The sequence below is a fragment of the Arthrobacter sp. SO5 genome (genome assembly GCF_020532805.1).
In the GTDB taxonomy this organism is placed as follows: domain Bacteria; phylum Actinomycetota; class Actinomycetes; order Actinomycetales; family Micrococcaceae; genus Arthrobacter.
On record NZ_MQTQ01000019.1, the window covers coordinates 1 to 15,169 of the forward strand.

A 15,169-nucleotide genomic window follows, 5' to 3' on the forward strand; every position below is an offset into this window, starting at 1 on the left:
TGACCAGTCAGCCCAACACCGGACCCGATTCAGCAGCCCAGGACATGAGTCCTGCGGAAATCCAGGCTGTCATCGACCGGATCCTCTCCAAGGACACCCCTGCCCGGAACACAGCCCCGGCCGGCGCCGAGCCCACCTCGGTGCTCGGCAAGGCCCAGGCGATTTCCCGGCTGGACGAGGAACACAGCACCTTCGACGGCGACCAGCAGGACCTCGAGGACCGCCACGCCCGGCGCCGCACCGGCAGCCTGTCCACGGAACTCGAAGACGTCACCGAAGTCGAATACCGGCAGCTGCGCCTCGAGCGTGTCGTCCTGGCCGGCCTCTGGACCGAGGGCACCCTCGCCGACGCCGAAAACTCGCTCCGCGAGCTTGCTGCCCTCGCCGAGACCGCCGGCTCGGAGGTCCTCGACGGGATCGTCCAGCGCCGGCAGAAGCCCGATCCGGGCACGTTCCTCGGCTCGGGCAAGGCCCAGGAGCTCAAGGACATCGTGGTGTCCACGGGCGCGGACACGGTGGTGGTGGATGCCGAACTGGCCCCGTCCCAGCGCCGCAGCCTCGAAGACATCGTCAAGGTCAAGGTCATCGACCGGACGGCCCTGATCCTGGACATCTTCGCCCAGCACGCCAAGAGCCGCGAAGGCAAGGCGCAGGTGGAACTGGCCCAGCTAGAATACCTGCTTCCGCGCCTGCGCGGCTGGGGCGATTCGATGTCCCGCCAGGCCGGTGGCCAGGTAGGCGGCGCCGGTGCCGGCATGGGCTCGCGTGGTCCCGGTGAGACCAAGATTGAACTGGACCGTCGCCGGATCCGCACCCGGATGGCCAAGCTGCGGCGCGAAATCGCCGCGATGAAGCCGGCCCGGGAAACGAAGCGCGCCAGCCGCCGTCGTAATGCCGTGCCGTCAGTCGCGATCGCCGGGTACACCAACGCCGGCAAGTCCTCACTCCTGAACCGGCTGACCGACGCCGGGGTCCTGGTGGAGAACGCCCTGTTCGCCACCCTGGACCCGACCGTCCGGAAGGCCGAAACCTCGGACGGGCTGGGCTATACCCTCGCCGATACCGTGGGTTTCGTCCGGTCGCTGCCCACCCAGCTCGTGGAGGCGTTCCGCTCCACCCTGGAAGAGGTTGCGGACGCGGACCTCATCCTGCACGTCGTCGACGTCTCCCACCCGGATCCTGAAGGCCAGATCGCCGCCGTCCGCAAGGTGTTCAGCGAAGTCGATGCGCGCAAGGTGCCGGAAATCATCATCCTGAATAAGGCCGACGCCGCGGATCCGTTCGTGATCGAACGGCTCAAGCAGCGCGAACCGCGCCACGTTGTGGTCTCGGCGCGCACGGGTGAAGGCATTCCGGAACTGCTCAAGGCCATCAGCGAAGGCATCCCGCGGCCCAGCGTGAAGCTCGAACTGATGATCCCCTACAACCGCGGGGACCTGCTCAGCAAACTGCACGATGCCGACGCCGAGATCCTCAGCCTCGACCATGAGGAAGCCGGCACCCGTGCCGTGGTGATGGTGCGTGAGGGCTTCGCGGCTGAACTGGATCTGTTCATCACCCATGACTGAGTCAGCGGTGGCAGGGGCGGCGGTGGCAGAAGAGGACGCGGCAGACGGATCAGCAGCACTCCAGCCGCGGGGCGAGGAGTTCGTCGTCGAGCTCCTCGACCGGGCGGTGGCAGGCATGGGCGGCCAGAGCCGCACCGGACAGCACGAAATGGCCCGGCAGGTGGCACGCGCGATCGACTCCGGCGACCACCTGCTGGTCCAGGCCGGCACCGGTACGGGCAAATCGCTCGCCTACCTGATCCCGCTGATCGCCCATTCGCTGGTCAGCGACAAACCGACCCTCGTTTCCACGGCCACCCTGGCCCTGCAGACCCAGATCGTGGGCCGGGACCTTCCCCGGCTCCTCAAGTCGATCACCCCTGCCCTGGACCGGCCAGTCAAGGTGGCCCTCGTCAAGGGCCGTTCCAACTACGTCTGCCGCCACAAGCTCGAAGGCGGCTTCCCCTCCGAGGAACCCTCCGAGGGCCAGCTCTTCTCGCTCGGCGAGGACACGAGTGTGCCGCATTTCGCGGCAGCCATGGGCGGGCCGTCCTCCCAGCTGGGCAAGGAAGTCGTCCGGCTCCGCGACTGGGCCGAGGAGACCGCCACGGGCGACCGCGACGAGTTGATGCCAGGCGTGACCGACCGCGCCTGGCGGCAGGTCTCCGTCACCTCAATGGAGTGCCTCGGCGCGCAAAAATGCCCGCTCGCGGCCGAATGCTTCAGCGAACTGGCCCGGCAAAACGCCGCGGACGCCGACGTCGTCGTGACCAACCACGCCATGCTTGCTGTGAGCGCCTTCGAGGGCCTCGCCGTGCTGCCCGAGTACGACGTCGTGGTGGTGGACGAAGCCCACGAGCTGCAGGACCGCGTGACCGGCGCCGTGTCCGGCCAGCTCTCCGCCGCGATGGTCCACGTTGCGGCCTCCGGTGCCCGGAAGCACACCGGAATCACCGTGGACGCGCTCAACAACGCCGCGGCCAACCTCGAACTCGCCATCGAAGGCGTCCCCAGCGGACTCATGCCCAACGGCCTCAACGGCGACCAGCTGGACTGCGTGGACCAACTGCGTGACGCGTGCCGCGCCGCGCTCTCCGATTCGAAGGGGGATAGCGCCAACACGGCCGACGGCGGCAGGCAGCTCGCGCGATCCCGCCTGATGGTGATCCTGGAACTCTGCGAGCGTTTGCTCGCGGCCCGGGAAAACCGCGAAGTGGTCTGGTTTTCCCGCAACAGCACCTTCGACCCGGCGCAGGGCTACTCCCAGCCGGACGAGAATGCACCGGCACTGATCAATGTGGCACCGCTCAGCGTCGCTGGCCGGCTCCGTGAGGGCTTGTTCGCGGACCACACCGTGATCCTGACCTCGGCCACGCTGGCGATCGGGTCCGCGTTCGAGCCCGCCGCCGGCGGCCTGGGCCTGGTCGGCCCCGGTGCGCCGAGCTGGACCGGCGTCGACGTCGGCTCGCCGTTCGAATACCCCAAGCAGGGCATTCTCTATGTTGCCAGGCACCTCCCCAAACCCGGCCGCGGCACGTCTCCGGAAGCGCTGGATGAGCTGGAGAAGCTGATCCGGGCCTCCGGCGGCGGGGCCTTGTGCCTGTTCTCGTCCCGGCGCGCCGCGGAGGACGCCGCAGAGGCCATGCGGCCGCGGCTGGACGTCAGCATTCTGTGCCAGGGAGACTCGACCATGACGGCGCTCGTCCGGCAGTTCGCGGACGAGCCGGACACCTGCCTCTTTGGCACCATGTCCCTCTGGCAGGGCGTGGACGTCCCGGGCGATTCCTGCCGGCTCGTGGTGATCGACCGGATTCCGTTCCCCCGGCCCGATGACCCGCTGATGACGGCGCGGTCCCGTGCCGTGGCCCAGGCGGGCGGGAACGGCTTCATGAGCGTCTCCGCAACCCACGCGGCGATCCGGCTAGCCCAGGGCGCCGGGCGCCTCATCCGAACGACGACGGACAAGGGAGTGGTGGCAGTGCTCGATTCACGGCTCTCCACCGAACGCTACGGGGCATTCCTCCGGGCCGCACTGCCGCCGTTCTGGCCCACGACCGATCCGGCGATTGCCCTCGCGGCGCTGGAGCGGCTCGCCAAGGAATCAGGGCAGCCGGCCCAATAGGCGGCGCTGGCCGGGGCTGTGACGGCCGGGGCTGTGACAGCGGGAGCTGTGACAGCGGGAGCCTGCCGCAGGCACGTCCACGCCCCGGCTGCTCCTAGAGGGAGCGCAGCACCGAGACGACCTTGCCCATGATCACGGCGTGATCGCCGAGGATGGGCTCGTACTGCGTGTTCTGCGGCAACAACCACGTGTGGCCGTCGCGCTGGCGGAATGTCTTGACAGTTGCTTCGTCGTCGAGCAGGGCGGCCACAATCTCGCCGTTCACGGCATCGCCCTGCCGGCGCACAACCACCCAGTCGCCGTCGCAGATGGCGGCGTCGATCATGGAGTCACCCGCGACCTTGAGCATGAACAGTTCGCCGTGGCCCACGAGCTGGCGCGGAAGCGGCATAACATCCTCCACCACCTGGTCGGCCAGGATGGGGCCGCCGGCGGCAATGCGGCCCACGAGCGGAACCATCGCGGTGTCTGTGGCGCTGGCCAGCTCCGAGACGGAATGGCCGCCGACGGACCGCAGGCCGCTCGACTTCTCCACACCGGAAATTTTTGTTGTTCCCTCGTCCAGGGTGAGCGGCATCAGCACCTCCATCGCCCGCGGGCGCTTCGGATCGCGGCGCAGGTAGCCGAGCTTCTCTAGCTGGGAAAGCTGGTGGGTGACGCTGGAGAGGCTGGCCAGTCCGACAGTGTCGCCGATCTCGCGCATGGAGGGCGGGTAGCCATGGTCCGAGACGGAGCGCTGGATGGTCTCCAGGATCTTTTTCTGCCGGACGGTCAGACTCTTGGGAGGCCGCGCTGCCTGCGTGTTCCGCGGCGTGGCCCTGCTGCCCGGGGCTTGTGCTGCCATATTCGCCAACGCCTTTCCATTCCGCCCGGCTGCCGTGGCTGCAGGTGCCGGGAACGTCCGGCCTGAATGTCAGACCCTGCTGATCAACTGCAGATGTGGTTGTTCTGTGACTCAAACGTAGGCCAGCCGCGCAGCTTTTTCAAACATTTGTTCTAGCGAGTCTCGACAATGTTCGTCAATAGGTGCTAAAACAGAAACAACAGAGTTCGAATATGTGTTCGATTCAGCAGTGGTTTGGCCAGTGCACAAGTTTCGGTTCTATGTTCGAAGGTCAGGCCGGTTGGCGGAAAGTACGTGGAGTACGCCGGGCGGCACAGTTTGGTCCAGGAAGGCTCAGTTCATGTCAGCATCTAGCGCATTTCACGACACATTCGGTGAGGCAGCATTTGGCGTCGCCTCGGGCGGGAGTGATTCGTCCCGTTCACATTCCCGCCCCGCGGGCGGAACCGTCCGCGGGTACGGCTCGGTTGCCCCCACACGGCAGGCGCCGCTGCGGCTGACCAGGCGCGGCCGCTTCGTCTTCTTCGGCGTTCCGCTGATCCTGCTGGCCGCCCTCATGCTTTCCTTCAGCGGCTTCCTCAACGCCCCGGCCAAGGCGTCTGAGTCCGCGGCGGAGCTGTCGCTGACACCCACCGTGTCGGTCACCGTGAAGTCCGGAGAGTCGCTCTGGGCCATTGCCGGAACCGTGGCACCGGAGCGCGATCCCCGCGACGTTGTTGCCGATATTGTGCAGCTCAACAACCTGGATGCGGCGCGCGTGGTGCCGGGCCAGACCCTCTTTGTCCCGTCGAAGTAACACCCCCGGCGCCGGCCCGGGGGAGTCACAGTTTCAGAGCCCGTCGTCCTTCCACTTAAACTGGTGCAGTGAACGACCAGTTAGAGCGCCTGAACCGACTGCCCCTCCGGACCAACCTGCGCGGCCTGAGCCCGTACGGGGCGCCGCAGCTGGACGTTCCCATCCTGCTCAACGTTAACGAAAACACCCACGGAGTGCCGGCCGATGTCCGTGCCGCCATCGCCGAGGCCGTGACGATTGCCGCAGCCGGGCTCAACCGCTATCCGGACCGCGAGTTCACCGAGTTGCGCGAAGCCCTGGCGGAATATCTCGGGCACGGCTTGGGAGCGGAGAATATCTGGGCAGCCAACGGCTCCAACGAGGTCCTCCAGCAGATCCTCCAGGCTTTCGGCGGGCCGGGCCGCACCGCCCTGGGATTCCCCCCCACCTACTCCATGTACCCCCTGCTGGCGGCCGGCACGGATACGGAGTACATCACTGGGCTCCGCGCCGATGACTACGGCCTCAGCGCCGAATCCGCGGCCCGCCAGGTCCGCGAACTTCAGCCCAACATCGTGTTCCTGTGCTCTCCCAACAACCCGACCGGAACAGGCCTGGGCCTGGATGTCGTGGAAGCGGTCTACGAGGCCGGAGAGGCCAGCCAGAGTATCGTGATCGTCGATGAGGCGTACCACGAGTTCGCCCACGACGGCACCCCCAGCGCCCTGATGCTGCTTCCGGGCCGCGAGCGGCTGATCGTCTCGCGCACCATGAGTAAGGCCTTCGCCCTCGCCGGCGCACGGCTGGGCTACATGGCGGCAGCCCCGGAGGTCGCCGACGCCCTTCGCCTTGTCAGGCTCCCGTACCACCTCTCGGCCATCACCCAGGCGACCGGCCTGGCCGCCCTGCAGCACCGCGTGGCGCTGATGGCCGACGTCGAGGACATCAAGCGCCAGCGCGACCGGATCGTCGCAGAACTGCGGCGGATCGGCCTCAAGCCGGCCGCCTCCGACTCCAACTACGTCTTCTTCGGCGGTCTCGACAACCCCCACGAGACCTGGCAAGGCCTGCTGGAGGCCGGTGTGCTGGTCCGCGACGTCGGCATTCCGGGTCATCTGCGCGTCACCGCAGGAACTGAGACGGAAACCACAGCGTTCCTCGAGGCCCTCGAACGGATCCTGACCGGCCCCGCGGCACAGCAGGCCTAGACTTAAGCGCGGAGCCCGCACCACCCCCCCGCTGGCACCCCGCAAGCACACCGCAAGCAGGAGCTGAACGGCCCCACATCCCGCCTCATCCAAAGGACACCTCCACATGAGCAACACCGGATCAACCGCTGCCCGGACCGCACGGATGGAACGGACCACCAGCGAGTCATCCGTGCTGGTCGAGATCAACCTGGACGGCACCGGCGTCTCGGACATCAGCACCTCGGTGCCGTTCTATGACCACATGTTGACGGCGCTGAGCAAGCACTCGCTGATCGACATGACCGTCAAGGCCACGGGGGATATCCACATCGACGTCCACCACACGGTGGAGGACGTCGCCATCACCTTCGGTGAGGTCCTGCGCACCGCGCTGGGCAACAAGGCCGGCATCCGTCGCTTCGGTGAAGCGACGGTCCCCCTGGACGAGGCCCTTGCGCAGGCTGTTGTCGACGTTTCCGGTCGCCCGTACCTCGTGCACGCCGGAGAACCCGCCGGCCAGGAGTACCACCTGATCGGCGGACACTTCACCGGATCCCTCACCCGCCACGTGTTCGAGGCCATCACCTTGCACGCAGGCATCTGCCTGCACATGAACGTCACCGCCGGCCGCGACCCGCACCACATCGTCGAGGCCCAGTTCAAGGCCTTTGCCCGTGCGCTGCGCGCGGCCGTGGAGCCCGATCCCCGCGTCACAGGCATCCCCTCCACCAAGGGTGCGCTGTGACCGGCAAGGTGCTGCAGGACGGCGCCATCATCAACCCCGACGCAGGCCGCAAGCCCGCCTCGCCCGAGGGCAAGCCCACCGTCACGGTCCTCGACTACGGCTCCGGCAACATCCGCTCGGCCGTCCGGGCGCTCGAGCGTGCCGGTGCCGAGGTCATCCTCAGCTCCAAGCCGGAAGACGTGTTGAACGCTGACGGCCTCCTGGTCCCCGGCGTGGGAGCGTTCGAAACGGTCATGCGCGAGCTCAAGGCCGTCGACGCCCTCCGCATGATCGGCCGGCGCGTTGCCGGCGGACGGCCCGTCCTGGCCATCTGCGTGGGCCTCCAGGTCCTCTTCGAGGCCGGCGTCGAACACGGCACCGAAGCCCCGGGCATGGGGGAGTGGCCCGGCAAAGTCGAGTTGCTGCCTGCCGAGGTAGTGCCCCACATGGGCTGGAACACGGTGTCCGTCCCGGAAGGTTCGACGTTGTTCGCCGGAGTCGAGAACGAGCGCTTCTACTTCGTGCACTCCTACGGCGTCCAGCAGTGGGACTTTGACGTTATCCAGCCGCGGATGGCAGCGCCGCTGGTCACCTGGTCCGAGCACGGCGCCCCGTTCATCGCGGCCGTGGAAAACGGTCCGCTCTGCGCCACCCAGTTCCACCCGGAGAAGTCCGGCGATGCCGGAGCCCGGCTGCTGCGGAACTGGGTCGAGAGCCTACGTGCGCGTTCCAGGACCACTGAAGCCGGGACCACTGAAGCCGGGACCACTGAAGCCGGGACCGCCTAGATGTGGTCCCTCGTGCTCATGGGACTTGCGGGTCTGCTGGTGGGCGGCGCGCTGTCCTTCCGGCAGCAGAAGAGCCCGCGCTGGGTCCAGGTCGTCTTCTATGGGCTCGCCGGAATGTCCCTGCTGGCCGCCTATCTCCTGACCCTGCCCGCCAGCTAGCCGCCGGCAGCGCCCCCACCACCCCGCCGTCCCCGAAAAGCTGAGGATCCCACGATGACCACCGAAACCCCGTTGCCCGTGCTTGAGCTGCTGCCCGCCGTCGACGTCGTCAACGGCCAGGCCGTCCGCCTCGTCCAGGGCGAGGCCGGCAGCGAAACTAGCTACGGGACACCGCTGGAAGCCGCACTCAACTGGCAGCAGCAGGGCGCCGAATGGGTGCACCTGGTGGACCTCGACGCCGCTTTCGGCCGGGGCTCCAACGCCGGGCTGCTCCGCGAGGTGGTCGGCCGGCTGGACATCAACGTGGAGCTCTCCGGCGGTCTGCGGGACGACGAATCCCTCGAGAAGGCGCTGGACCTCGGCGTGGCCCGGGTGAACCTCGGCACTGCTGCGCTGGAGAATCCCGAGTGGACGACCCGCGTGATCGAGCGCTTTGGTGACAAGATCGCCGTCGGACTCGACGTCCGCGGAACCACGCTCGCGGGCCGCGGCTGGACGAAGGACGGCGGTGACCTCTGGGAGGTCCTCGGCCGTCTCGAAGAAGCCGGCTGTGCCCGCTACGTCGTCACCGACGTGACCAAGGACGGCACCCTCCAGGGCCCGAACGTGGAACTGCTGCGCCAGATGGTCGAGCGGACCGGCAAGCCCGTCGTGGCCTCCGGCGGGATTTCCAGCCTTGACGACCTCAAGGTCCTGCGGTCCCTGGTGCCGCTGGGCGTCGAGGGTGCAATCGTCGGCAAGGCCCTCTACAACGGCAACTTCACGCTGCCCGAGGCGCTTGACGTCGCCGGACGCCGCTAGCCGGACCGCCGCCATGGAGCCCCAGCCGGCGGACGCCGGGAGCCACTCCCGCCCATTGCCCGGCCACATCGCCGCAGCCCTGGCAGCCGCGGGCGGCCCTGCCGACTCGGCGGGGCAGCCCTGGGCCGGGCGCAGCCTGAGCGGTGACGACGCCACGATCCACAACTTCGAGGACGACGACGGCACCGCGGATTCCGGCTACGCCGCCGCGCTGGCGGCCCTCGCCGCCGGGGACGGCGACGAAGCGGCCGTGGTCGCTGCCCTGGCCACCGCGCGGGTCTTCGTGCCGATCGTTGCCCAGCTGGCGGAAGACGGCGAGGGTGCCGTGGGGCCTCGCGGCGACAGACTCCAGGGGGACAAGCAGGCAGACATGGCCCTCGTGACGCTCAAGGCGCCCGACGGCCGGACGGCGCTGCCCGTCTTCACCTCCGCGGCTTCACTTGCGGCCTGGCACCCCGAAGCACGCCCCGTCGCGGTCTACGCAGCCCGCGCGGCGCTCTCTGCCGTTGCGGAAGGGGCCGAACTCCTCGTGCTCGACCCAGGCTCCGCGGTCACCTTTGTGGTGCGCCGCCCGGCTGTCTGGGCCTTGGCCCAGCAGCAGCACTGGACGCCGTCGTATGCTGATCCCGAACTGGCACAGTCCCTCGGCGCGGCCGCGGTTGGCATTCCGGCGGTCCGGCGTGTTGAAATTCAACCAGGCGGCGGAGTAGCTTCGCTGGCAGCGGACGGCCGCCAGCTGCCCGGTGGAGGCGCCGGCCCTGAACTGCGGGTGATCCTCTACCTTGAGGACGGCCTCGACGCCGCGGGCGTGCAGTCGATCGTCGCGGGCCTGAACAACGAGTGGGCCCGGAATGAAATGTTCGCCGGCCGGGTTGACTCGATCGAAGTCAAGTTGCAGCGGGCAGCACCGTAGCTGACGGCCGCCCGGGAGCATTCCCGTGCTGCCCGGGGCAGTACCTGAAGGATGTGTCAGTGAACTTCACGCTTTACCGGGAACTACTGGCAGTGCGGCCGATCAGGCGGCTCCTGCTGGTGGGGATGATCGCCCGCATACCGCATTCGGCCGCGGGCGTGCTGCTGACGCTGCACATAGTCCTGACCCTTGGCCAGGGCTATGCCGCCGCCGGAGCCGCCGCCGCCGTCATGACCATCGGCATCGCTGTCGGGGCACCCTGGCGGGGCCGGCGCGTCGATACAGTGGGCCTGCGGAGGGCACTGATCCCGTCGGTTATTTCCGAGACCGTCATCTGGTCGATCGTGCCGCATGTGTCCTACGAGCTGCTCCTGCCTCTGGTCTTTGTCGGCGGCCTGCTCACCCTGCCGATCTTCAGCGTGGTGCGCCAATCCCTCGGCGTCCTGGCCACGGGTGAACAGCGGCGCACGGCGTTCGCCCTCGACGCGATCACGACGGAACTTGTCTTCATGATCGGACCGGCCGCAGGCGCCCTTGTCGCCACCGCCGGGTACTCGGTCCTTGGACTGACCATCGTCGGCATCGCCACGTCCGTGTCCGGGTTGTTCCTCATGTGGTTCAACCCACCGACCCGCAGCGCCGCGACCGACGCAGGGTTCGAGGCGGACCAGCTTGAGTGCGCCGAAGCCGCCCTGGTGGCCGCCGCTCCGGCCCACGTGCACGAAGCTGCCGCTGAGCTCGCCCCGCTGGCCGCCGCTGGGCAAAGGCGCCGGCGCGGTTCCGGTCTGCGGCACAGGGTCGTCCATAATTTCGCCTGGCTCACGGCAGCGGTCGGCGCCGTCTTCGCCGTCGCCGCCGGGGCCGGCATGGTGCTCAGCGGTACCGACGTCGGCATCGTGGCCGCTCTTCAAACGGGGGGACACCAGGCCGAGATCGGGATGGTGTTCCTGTTCTGGTGCGCGGCTTCGGTGGTCGGCGGCCTCATCTACGGCGCCATGCACCGGCCGATCTCGCCGATCCTGCTGCTCCTGGGCATGTCCGCACTGACCGTCCCGATGGCGTTCGCGGCGGACACCTGGACACTGAGCCTGCTCTCGCTGCTGCCGGGGCTGCTGTGCGCCCCCGTCCTTTCGGCCGCCTCGGAAAAAGTTGCCGAGCTCGTCGACGAGAGCCGCCGCGGCGAGGCGATGGGCTGGTACGGCTCGGCCCTCACCGGCGGCGTGGCGCTCGGGGCGCCGCTCGCCGGTCTCTTCATCGACGAGGTGGGCCCGGGGGCCGGATTCGTCTCGGTGGGGGCAGCCGGCGTCGTCCTGTGCGTCGTGGGACTGGTACTGCAGCACCGCCGCCGTCGTGGCTGGGTTGGTGAGGCTCCTAGTTGACGGCCCCGGTATACTTCTCGCCCGGGCCCTTGCCCGGGGCATCCGGAATGACGGAGGCCTCGCGGAAGGCCAGCTGCAGGGAGCGCAGTCCGTCGCGCAATGGTCCGGCGTGCTGAGAGCCGATCTCGGGCGCGGCCGCGGTGACCAGGCCGGCAAGGGCCGTAATCAGCTTGCGGGCCTCATCCAGGTCCTTGAGCTCCTCGGCATTTTCCTCGGCGGCGAGCCCGAGCTTCACTGCGGCGGCACTCATGAGGTGCACTGCGGCGGTGGTGATGACCTCGATCGCGGGGACCTCGGAGATGTCGCGGATCTGCTGTGAGACGTCGCCCTGGGCGCCGGCGGGCTCGTAAACGTGTGAATTACTTTCTGAAGTGCTCATGCTGGTAAGCTTGTCACAGACCGACTGGATGTCGTTATTTCGCTTAGGCTCTTTCATCGTGACGATGAAGCGCCGCAGCGGGGAACTACCGAGGAAGCCCTTCCGATCCATACATGCTCCGTCATGTATGTGCGGCGGACGGGTTTTGTTCTGTAGTATCGGTATCCAGTTTGCAAGCGGAGTTCTCTCCCACCCGCGTCAGCCGCTCTCCTTCGGGAAGCTTCGCAAGAAGCAAGGTTGCCGGGTATCTGGTCGGGCATTCACCACGGGCGTCAGCCTGGCGGGAATGTATGCCGCCTCCCACGGGGCAGGCAGTACCGATCTTCGAGGCCTTCGATTGCTCCGGCAATTGGGGGCCTTCTCTTTTTGCCGGTGGAATACCCCTCACGAACACAGGAGCTTTAACATTAGCGAGCCAAGAATCAATGAGCGTATCCGCGTCCCCGAGGTGCGGCTGGTCGGCCCTGCAGGCGAGCAAGTAGGCGTTGTCCGTATTGAGGATGCCCTGCGTTTGGCTGCCGAGTCCGATCTTGATCTCGTTGAAGTTGCACCGCAGGCCAAGCCTCCGGTGTGCAAGCTGATGGACTTCGGCAAGTACAAGTACGAAGCCGCCGTCAAGGCACGCGAGGCCCGGAAGAACCAGACCAACACGGTCCTGAAGGAAATCCGTTTCCGCCTGAAGATCGACACCCACGACTACGAGACGAAGCGCGGCCACGCGCTCCGCTTCCTCGGCGCCGGGGACAAGGTCAAAGCCATGATCCAGTTCCGCGGCCGTGAGCAGCAGCGCCCGGAGATGGGCATCCGCCTGCTCCAGCGTTTCGCGGACGACGTCGCCGAAGTCGGCGTTGTAGAGTCCAGCCCGCGGATCGATGGCCGCAACATGGTCATGGTGGTGGGTCCCCTGAAGAACAAGGCCGAAGCCAAGGCTGAGGCGCGCCGCGCAACGCAGCGCGCAGAAGCCAAGGCGGAGAACGAAGCCAAGGCTTCGGGTCGGGTTGAAACCTCCCGCCCCGACGCACCCCTGACGCAGTCGCTCGCGGATCTTCTTCCTGAAGGCTACGAGGTCCGGACTGCGGCACCCGAGGCAAAGGTGGCCGAGACGGCGGCTCCGGCAACGGAAGCCCCCGCCGCGGAAACCGCTCCCGACGTCGCCCCGGCCGAAAAGGTCGAAGCCGGCGCGGACAAAGCCGTCGCTGCGGAGGCCCCGGCCGCCGAGGTCAAGGAAGCCCCGGCTGCCAAGGCTCCCGTCCAGGAAGCGCCGAAGCAGGAGGCCCCCAAGGCTCCCAAGGCCGCTCCGAAGCGTGAAGCCCCGAAGGCTGAGGCTCCCAAGGCCGCCGCCAAGCCGGCAGTAGTCAAGGCGCCCGCAGCGCCCAAGGCTGCCGCCAAGGCACCGGAAGCCGCGAAGGCGCCCGAGGCTGAAAAGGCTGCTCCGGCAGCGGCGCCGAAGCCGGTAGCCGCTCCGAAGCCGGTACCGCGTCCTTCGGCACCGAAGCCCGCCGCGCGGCCGGCGGCTCCCAAGGCCGCCGCCAAACCGGGTACCAAGAAGACCAACTAGTTCACGGCTGCCGGACAGCAATGCCCGGCAGCAAGCAACCAGCACGCCGCCCGCAGGGGCGGCTGCACGAATGACTGCAGACTCCGTCTGCGGATACGTAAGGAGATCGGTTCCCATGCCGAAGATGAAGACCCACAGTGGTGCTAAGAAGCGCTTCAAGCTGACCGGCAGCGGCAAGCTGCGCCGCCAGCAGGCCAACCGCCGCCACTACCTCGAGCACAAGTCCTCCAGGCTGACCCGCCGCCTCGCCGGCGACAAGATCGTCTTCAAGGGCGACGCCAAGGTCATCCGGAAGATGCTCGGCATCTAAGTTCCAAGTTCTCTGACTGCTAGCCACCTGGCAGCAGTCAACTACCAATAAGGCTTCTCAGGCCAGCCGGTTGTTCCGGCAGTAGTCGCTTGGGATCAGAATTTTCTAAGGAGTACGCACGTGGCACGTGTGAAGAGGGCGGTAAACGCCCACAAGAAGCGCAGGGTTATCCTCGAACGCGCAAAGGGCTACCGCGGACAGCGTTCACGCCTGTACCGCAAGGCCAAAGAGCAGCTGCTGCACTCGTTTGTATACAGCTACGGCGACCGCAAGAAGAAGAAGGGCGACTTCCGCCGCCTGTGGATCCAGCGCATCAACGCCGCATCCCGCGCCAACGGCCTGACCTACAACCGTCTGATCCAGGGCCTCAAGGCCGCTGAGGTCGAGGTTGACCGCCGTATGCTGGCCGAGCTTGCCGTTTCTGACGCCAACGCCTTCGCCGCTCTGGTCCAGATCGCCAAGGATTCGCTGCCCGCCGACACGTCGGCTCCGGCCGTCCAGGCCGACGCTGCACCGGCCGCCAAGAAGCCCGCCGCGAAGAAGGCCCCCGCCAAGAAGTCGGCTGCCAAGCCGGCCGCTGACACGGCTGCCAAGTAGTTCCTGAACGAGTTCACGATCTGCCTCGTTCCAGAACCGGCTGCAAAAGCTACTAAGGTTCTTGTATGAACGAAACCGGGCGCCCGCAAGATGTTCCACTCTCCAACCCTCGAGCTGATCGGGTGAGGAAGGTGGCACAGCTTGCCGGGCGCCCGGCCCGTTTAAAGCGCCGCGAGTTCCTCGCGGAGGGGCCGCAGGCAGTCCGGGAAGCCCTTGTCCTGCACCAGAAGAGGATGGCCGCGGGGGAGCCCGGCGTGGTCTACGAGGTCTACGCGAGCGAATCCTGCCTGGACCGGCACCCGGACCTGGAGGCACTCGCGGACGGCACCACTGCCTTCCTCGCCACCGACGAAGTGCTCGCCGCGATGGCGGACACGGTGAACCCGCAGGGCATCCTCGCGGTCTGCGGGTTTTTGGATGTCAGCCTGGACACGGTGCTCGACGCCCGCCCCCAGCTGATTGCCGCACTGTGCCAGGTCCGTGACCCCGGCAACGCGGGGACCGTACTGCGGGCTGCCGACGCCGCCGGCGCCGACGCCGTCGTCCTGACAGCCTCCAGCGTGGACATCTACAACCCCAAGGCCGTCCGGTCGACGGCGGGCTCCTTGTTCCATCTTCCTGTGGTGCTGGGTGCCGAGACCGACGAACTGGTGGCACGCTGCAGGGAACGCGGCATCGGCGTTCTGGCCGCAGACGGCAACGGGGAACTGAACCTGGACCGGCTCCAGGACCAGAACGCCGCGCGCCGGCTGGGTGCACCGGCACAGGACGCCGGGTACGCGCTGGAAAGCCCCACAGCCTGGCTGTTCGGCAACGAAGCGCAAGGCCTGGCCGAGGAAGAACTCGCCCTCGCCGACCACCGGGTGGCCGTTCCGGTCTACGGGGCGGCCGAAAGCCTCAACCTCGGCACCGCCGCGACGGTGTGCCTTTACGCCAGCGCCCGGTCCCAGCAGGCACGTTCGCTGCCGTAGCCTTCCTTGCGGGAATCTGCTGGAAAGTGCGGGACCGGTACCGGGGATGAGCCGGTACCGGCAGGTGACAGCGGGACAACGAAAAACGGGGGGTCCACCACATGGTGGGCCC

At 67.6% G+C, this 15,169-nt stretch carries 16 protein-coding genes; 14 read left to right on the forward strand and 2 right to left on the reverse strand.

Going from position 1 to position 15,169, the window contains the following annotated elements:
• Positions 1-1,568 (forward strand): GTPase HflX (gene hflX, locus BJG92_RS03140; RefSeq protein WP_232082567.1); only part of this gene is annotated, 1,568 nt, incomplete at its 5' end.
• The gene (locus BJG92_RS03145; protein WP_269461685.1) at positions 1,561-3,669 is read left to right on the forward strand and encodes an ATP-dependent DNA helicase; all 2,109 of its coding nucleotides are present in this window, start codon (positions 1,561-1,563) and stop codon (positions 3,667-3,669) included. The genes hflX and BJG92_RS03145, both read left to right, overlap by 8 nt.
• Positions 3,670-3,763: 94 nt before the next feature.
• On the opposite strand, the gene lexA is transcribed toward BJG92_RS03145, so the two are convergent.
• The gene (gene lexA / locus BJG92_RS03150; RefSeq protein WP_232082568.1) at positions 3,764-4,513 is read right to left on the reverse strand and encodes a transcriptional repressor LexA; all 750 of its coding nucleotides are present in this window, start codon (positions 4,511-4,513) and stop codon (positions 3,764-3,766) included.
• Between the two features lie 340 nt (positions 4,514-4,853).
• Here lexA and BJG92_RS03155 point away from each other — a divergent pair, with 340 nt between their 5' ends.
• The 8 genes from BJG92_RS03155 to BJG92_RS03190 all read left to right on the forward strand — a co-directional run bounded on the left by BJG92_RS03155 (position 4,854) and on the right by BJG92_RS03190 (position 11,242).
• Positions 4,854-5,309 carry a LysM peptidoglycan-binding domain-containing protein gene (locus BJG92_RS03155; protein ID WP_308011619.1) on the forward strand — a complete coding sequence of 152 codons (456 nt, stop codon included), beginning with the start codon at positions 4,854-4,856 and terminating at the stop codon, positions 5,307-5,309.
• A 68-nt stretch (positions 5,310-5,377) separates the two neighbouring features.
• On the forward strand, positions 5,378-6,496 hold the full coding sequence (locus BJG92_RS03160; RefSeq protein ID WP_232082569.1) for a histidinol-phosphate transaminase: 1,119 nt from the start codon (positions 5,378-5,380) through the stop codon (positions 6,494-6,496).
• Positions 6,497-6,602: 106 nt separating this feature from the next.
• Positions 6,603-7,223, forward strand: a complete 621-nt coding sequence (gene hisB / locus BJG92_RS03165; RefSeq protein ID WP_232082570.1) for an imidazoleglycerol-phosphate dehydratase HisB — start codon at positions 6,603-6,605, stop codon at positions 7,221-7,223.
• Positions 7,220-7,990, forward strand: a complete 771-nt coding sequence (gene hisH / locus BJG92_RS03170) for an imidazole glycerol phosphate synthase subunit HisH (RefSeq protein WP_232082571.1) — start codon at positions 7,220-7,222, stop codon at positions 7,988-7,990. Before hisB ends, hisH begins: the two co-directional genes overlap by 4 nt.
• On the forward strand, positions 7,991-8,149 hold the full coding sequence (locus tag BJG92_RS03175; RefSeq protein ID WP_232082572.1) for a hypothetical protein: 159 nt from the start codon (positions 7,991-7,993) through the stop codon (positions 8,147-8,149).
• Between the two features lie 54 nt (positions 8,150-8,203).
• Complete coding sequence (gene priA / locus BJG92_RS03180; protein WP_232082573.1) at positions 8,204-8,950, forward strand: bifunctional 1-(5-phosphoribosyl)-5-((5-phosphoribosylamino)methylideneamino)imidazole-4-carboxamide isomerase/phosphoribosylanthranilate isomerase PriA; 747 nt, start codon at positions 8,204-8,206, stop codon at positions 8,948-8,950.
• Between the two features lie 13 nt (positions 8,951-8,963).
• The gene (locus tag BJG92_RS03185; protein ID WP_232082574.1) at positions 8,964-9,863 is read left to right on the forward strand and encodes an SseB family protein; all 900 of its coding nucleotides are present in this window, start codon (positions 8,964-8,966) and stop codon (positions 9,861-9,863) included.
• Positions 9,864-9,922: 59 nt separating this feature from the next.
• Positions 9,923-11,242 (forward strand): MFS transporter, encoded by a 1,320-nt coding sequence (locus BJG92_RS03190; RefSeq protein WP_232082575.1) that lies wholly within the window; start codon positions 9,923-9,925, stop codon positions 11,240-11,242.
• Here the strand turns inward: BJG92_RS03190 and BJG92_RS03195 are convergent.
• Positions 11,235-11,621 carry a DUF1844 domain-containing protein gene (locus BJG92_RS03195; protein ID WP_232082576.1) on the reverse strand — a complete coding sequence of 129 codons (387 nt, stop codon included), beginning with the start codon at positions 11,619-11,621 and terminating at the stop codon, positions 11,235-11,237. The genes BJG92_RS03190 and BJG92_RS03195 overlap by 8 nt on opposite strands.
• Before the next feature lie 448 nt (positions 11,622-12,069).
• Here BJG92_RS03195 and infC point away from each other — a divergent pair, with 448 nt between their 5' ends.
• The 4 genes from infC (at position 12,070) to BJG92_RS03215 (ending at position 15,057) form a co-directional block, all read left to right on the forward strand.
• Entirely contained in the window at positions 12,070-13,179 is a 1,110-nt protein-coding gene (gene infC, locus BJG92_RS03200) for a translation initiation factor IF-3 (RefSeq protein WP_232082577.1), read from the forward strand.
• Positions 13,180-13,294: 115 nt separating this feature from the next.
• The gene (gene rpmI / locus BJG92_RS03205; RefSeq protein WP_009358635.1) at positions 13,295-13,489 is read left to right on the forward strand and encodes a 50S ribosomal protein L35; all 195 of its coding nucleotides are present in this window, start codon (positions 13,295-13,297) and stop codon (positions 13,487-13,489) included.
• A gap of 120 nt (positions 13,490-13,609) precedes the next feature.
• A complete protein-coding gene (gene rplT / locus BJG92_RS03210; RefSeq protein ID WP_232082578.1) occupies positions 13,610-14,086 on the forward strand; it encodes a 50S ribosomal protein L20 in 477 nt (158 codons plus the stop codon).
• A 65-nt stretch (positions 14,087-14,151) separates the two neighbouring features.
• Positions 14,152-15,057, forward strand: a complete 906-nt coding sequence (locus BJG92_RS03215) for an RNA methyltransferase (RefSeq protein ID WP_232082579.1) — start codon at positions 14,152-14,154, stop codon at positions 15,055-15,057.
• The last annotated feature ends 112 nt before the right edge of the window (positions 15,058-15,169 follow it).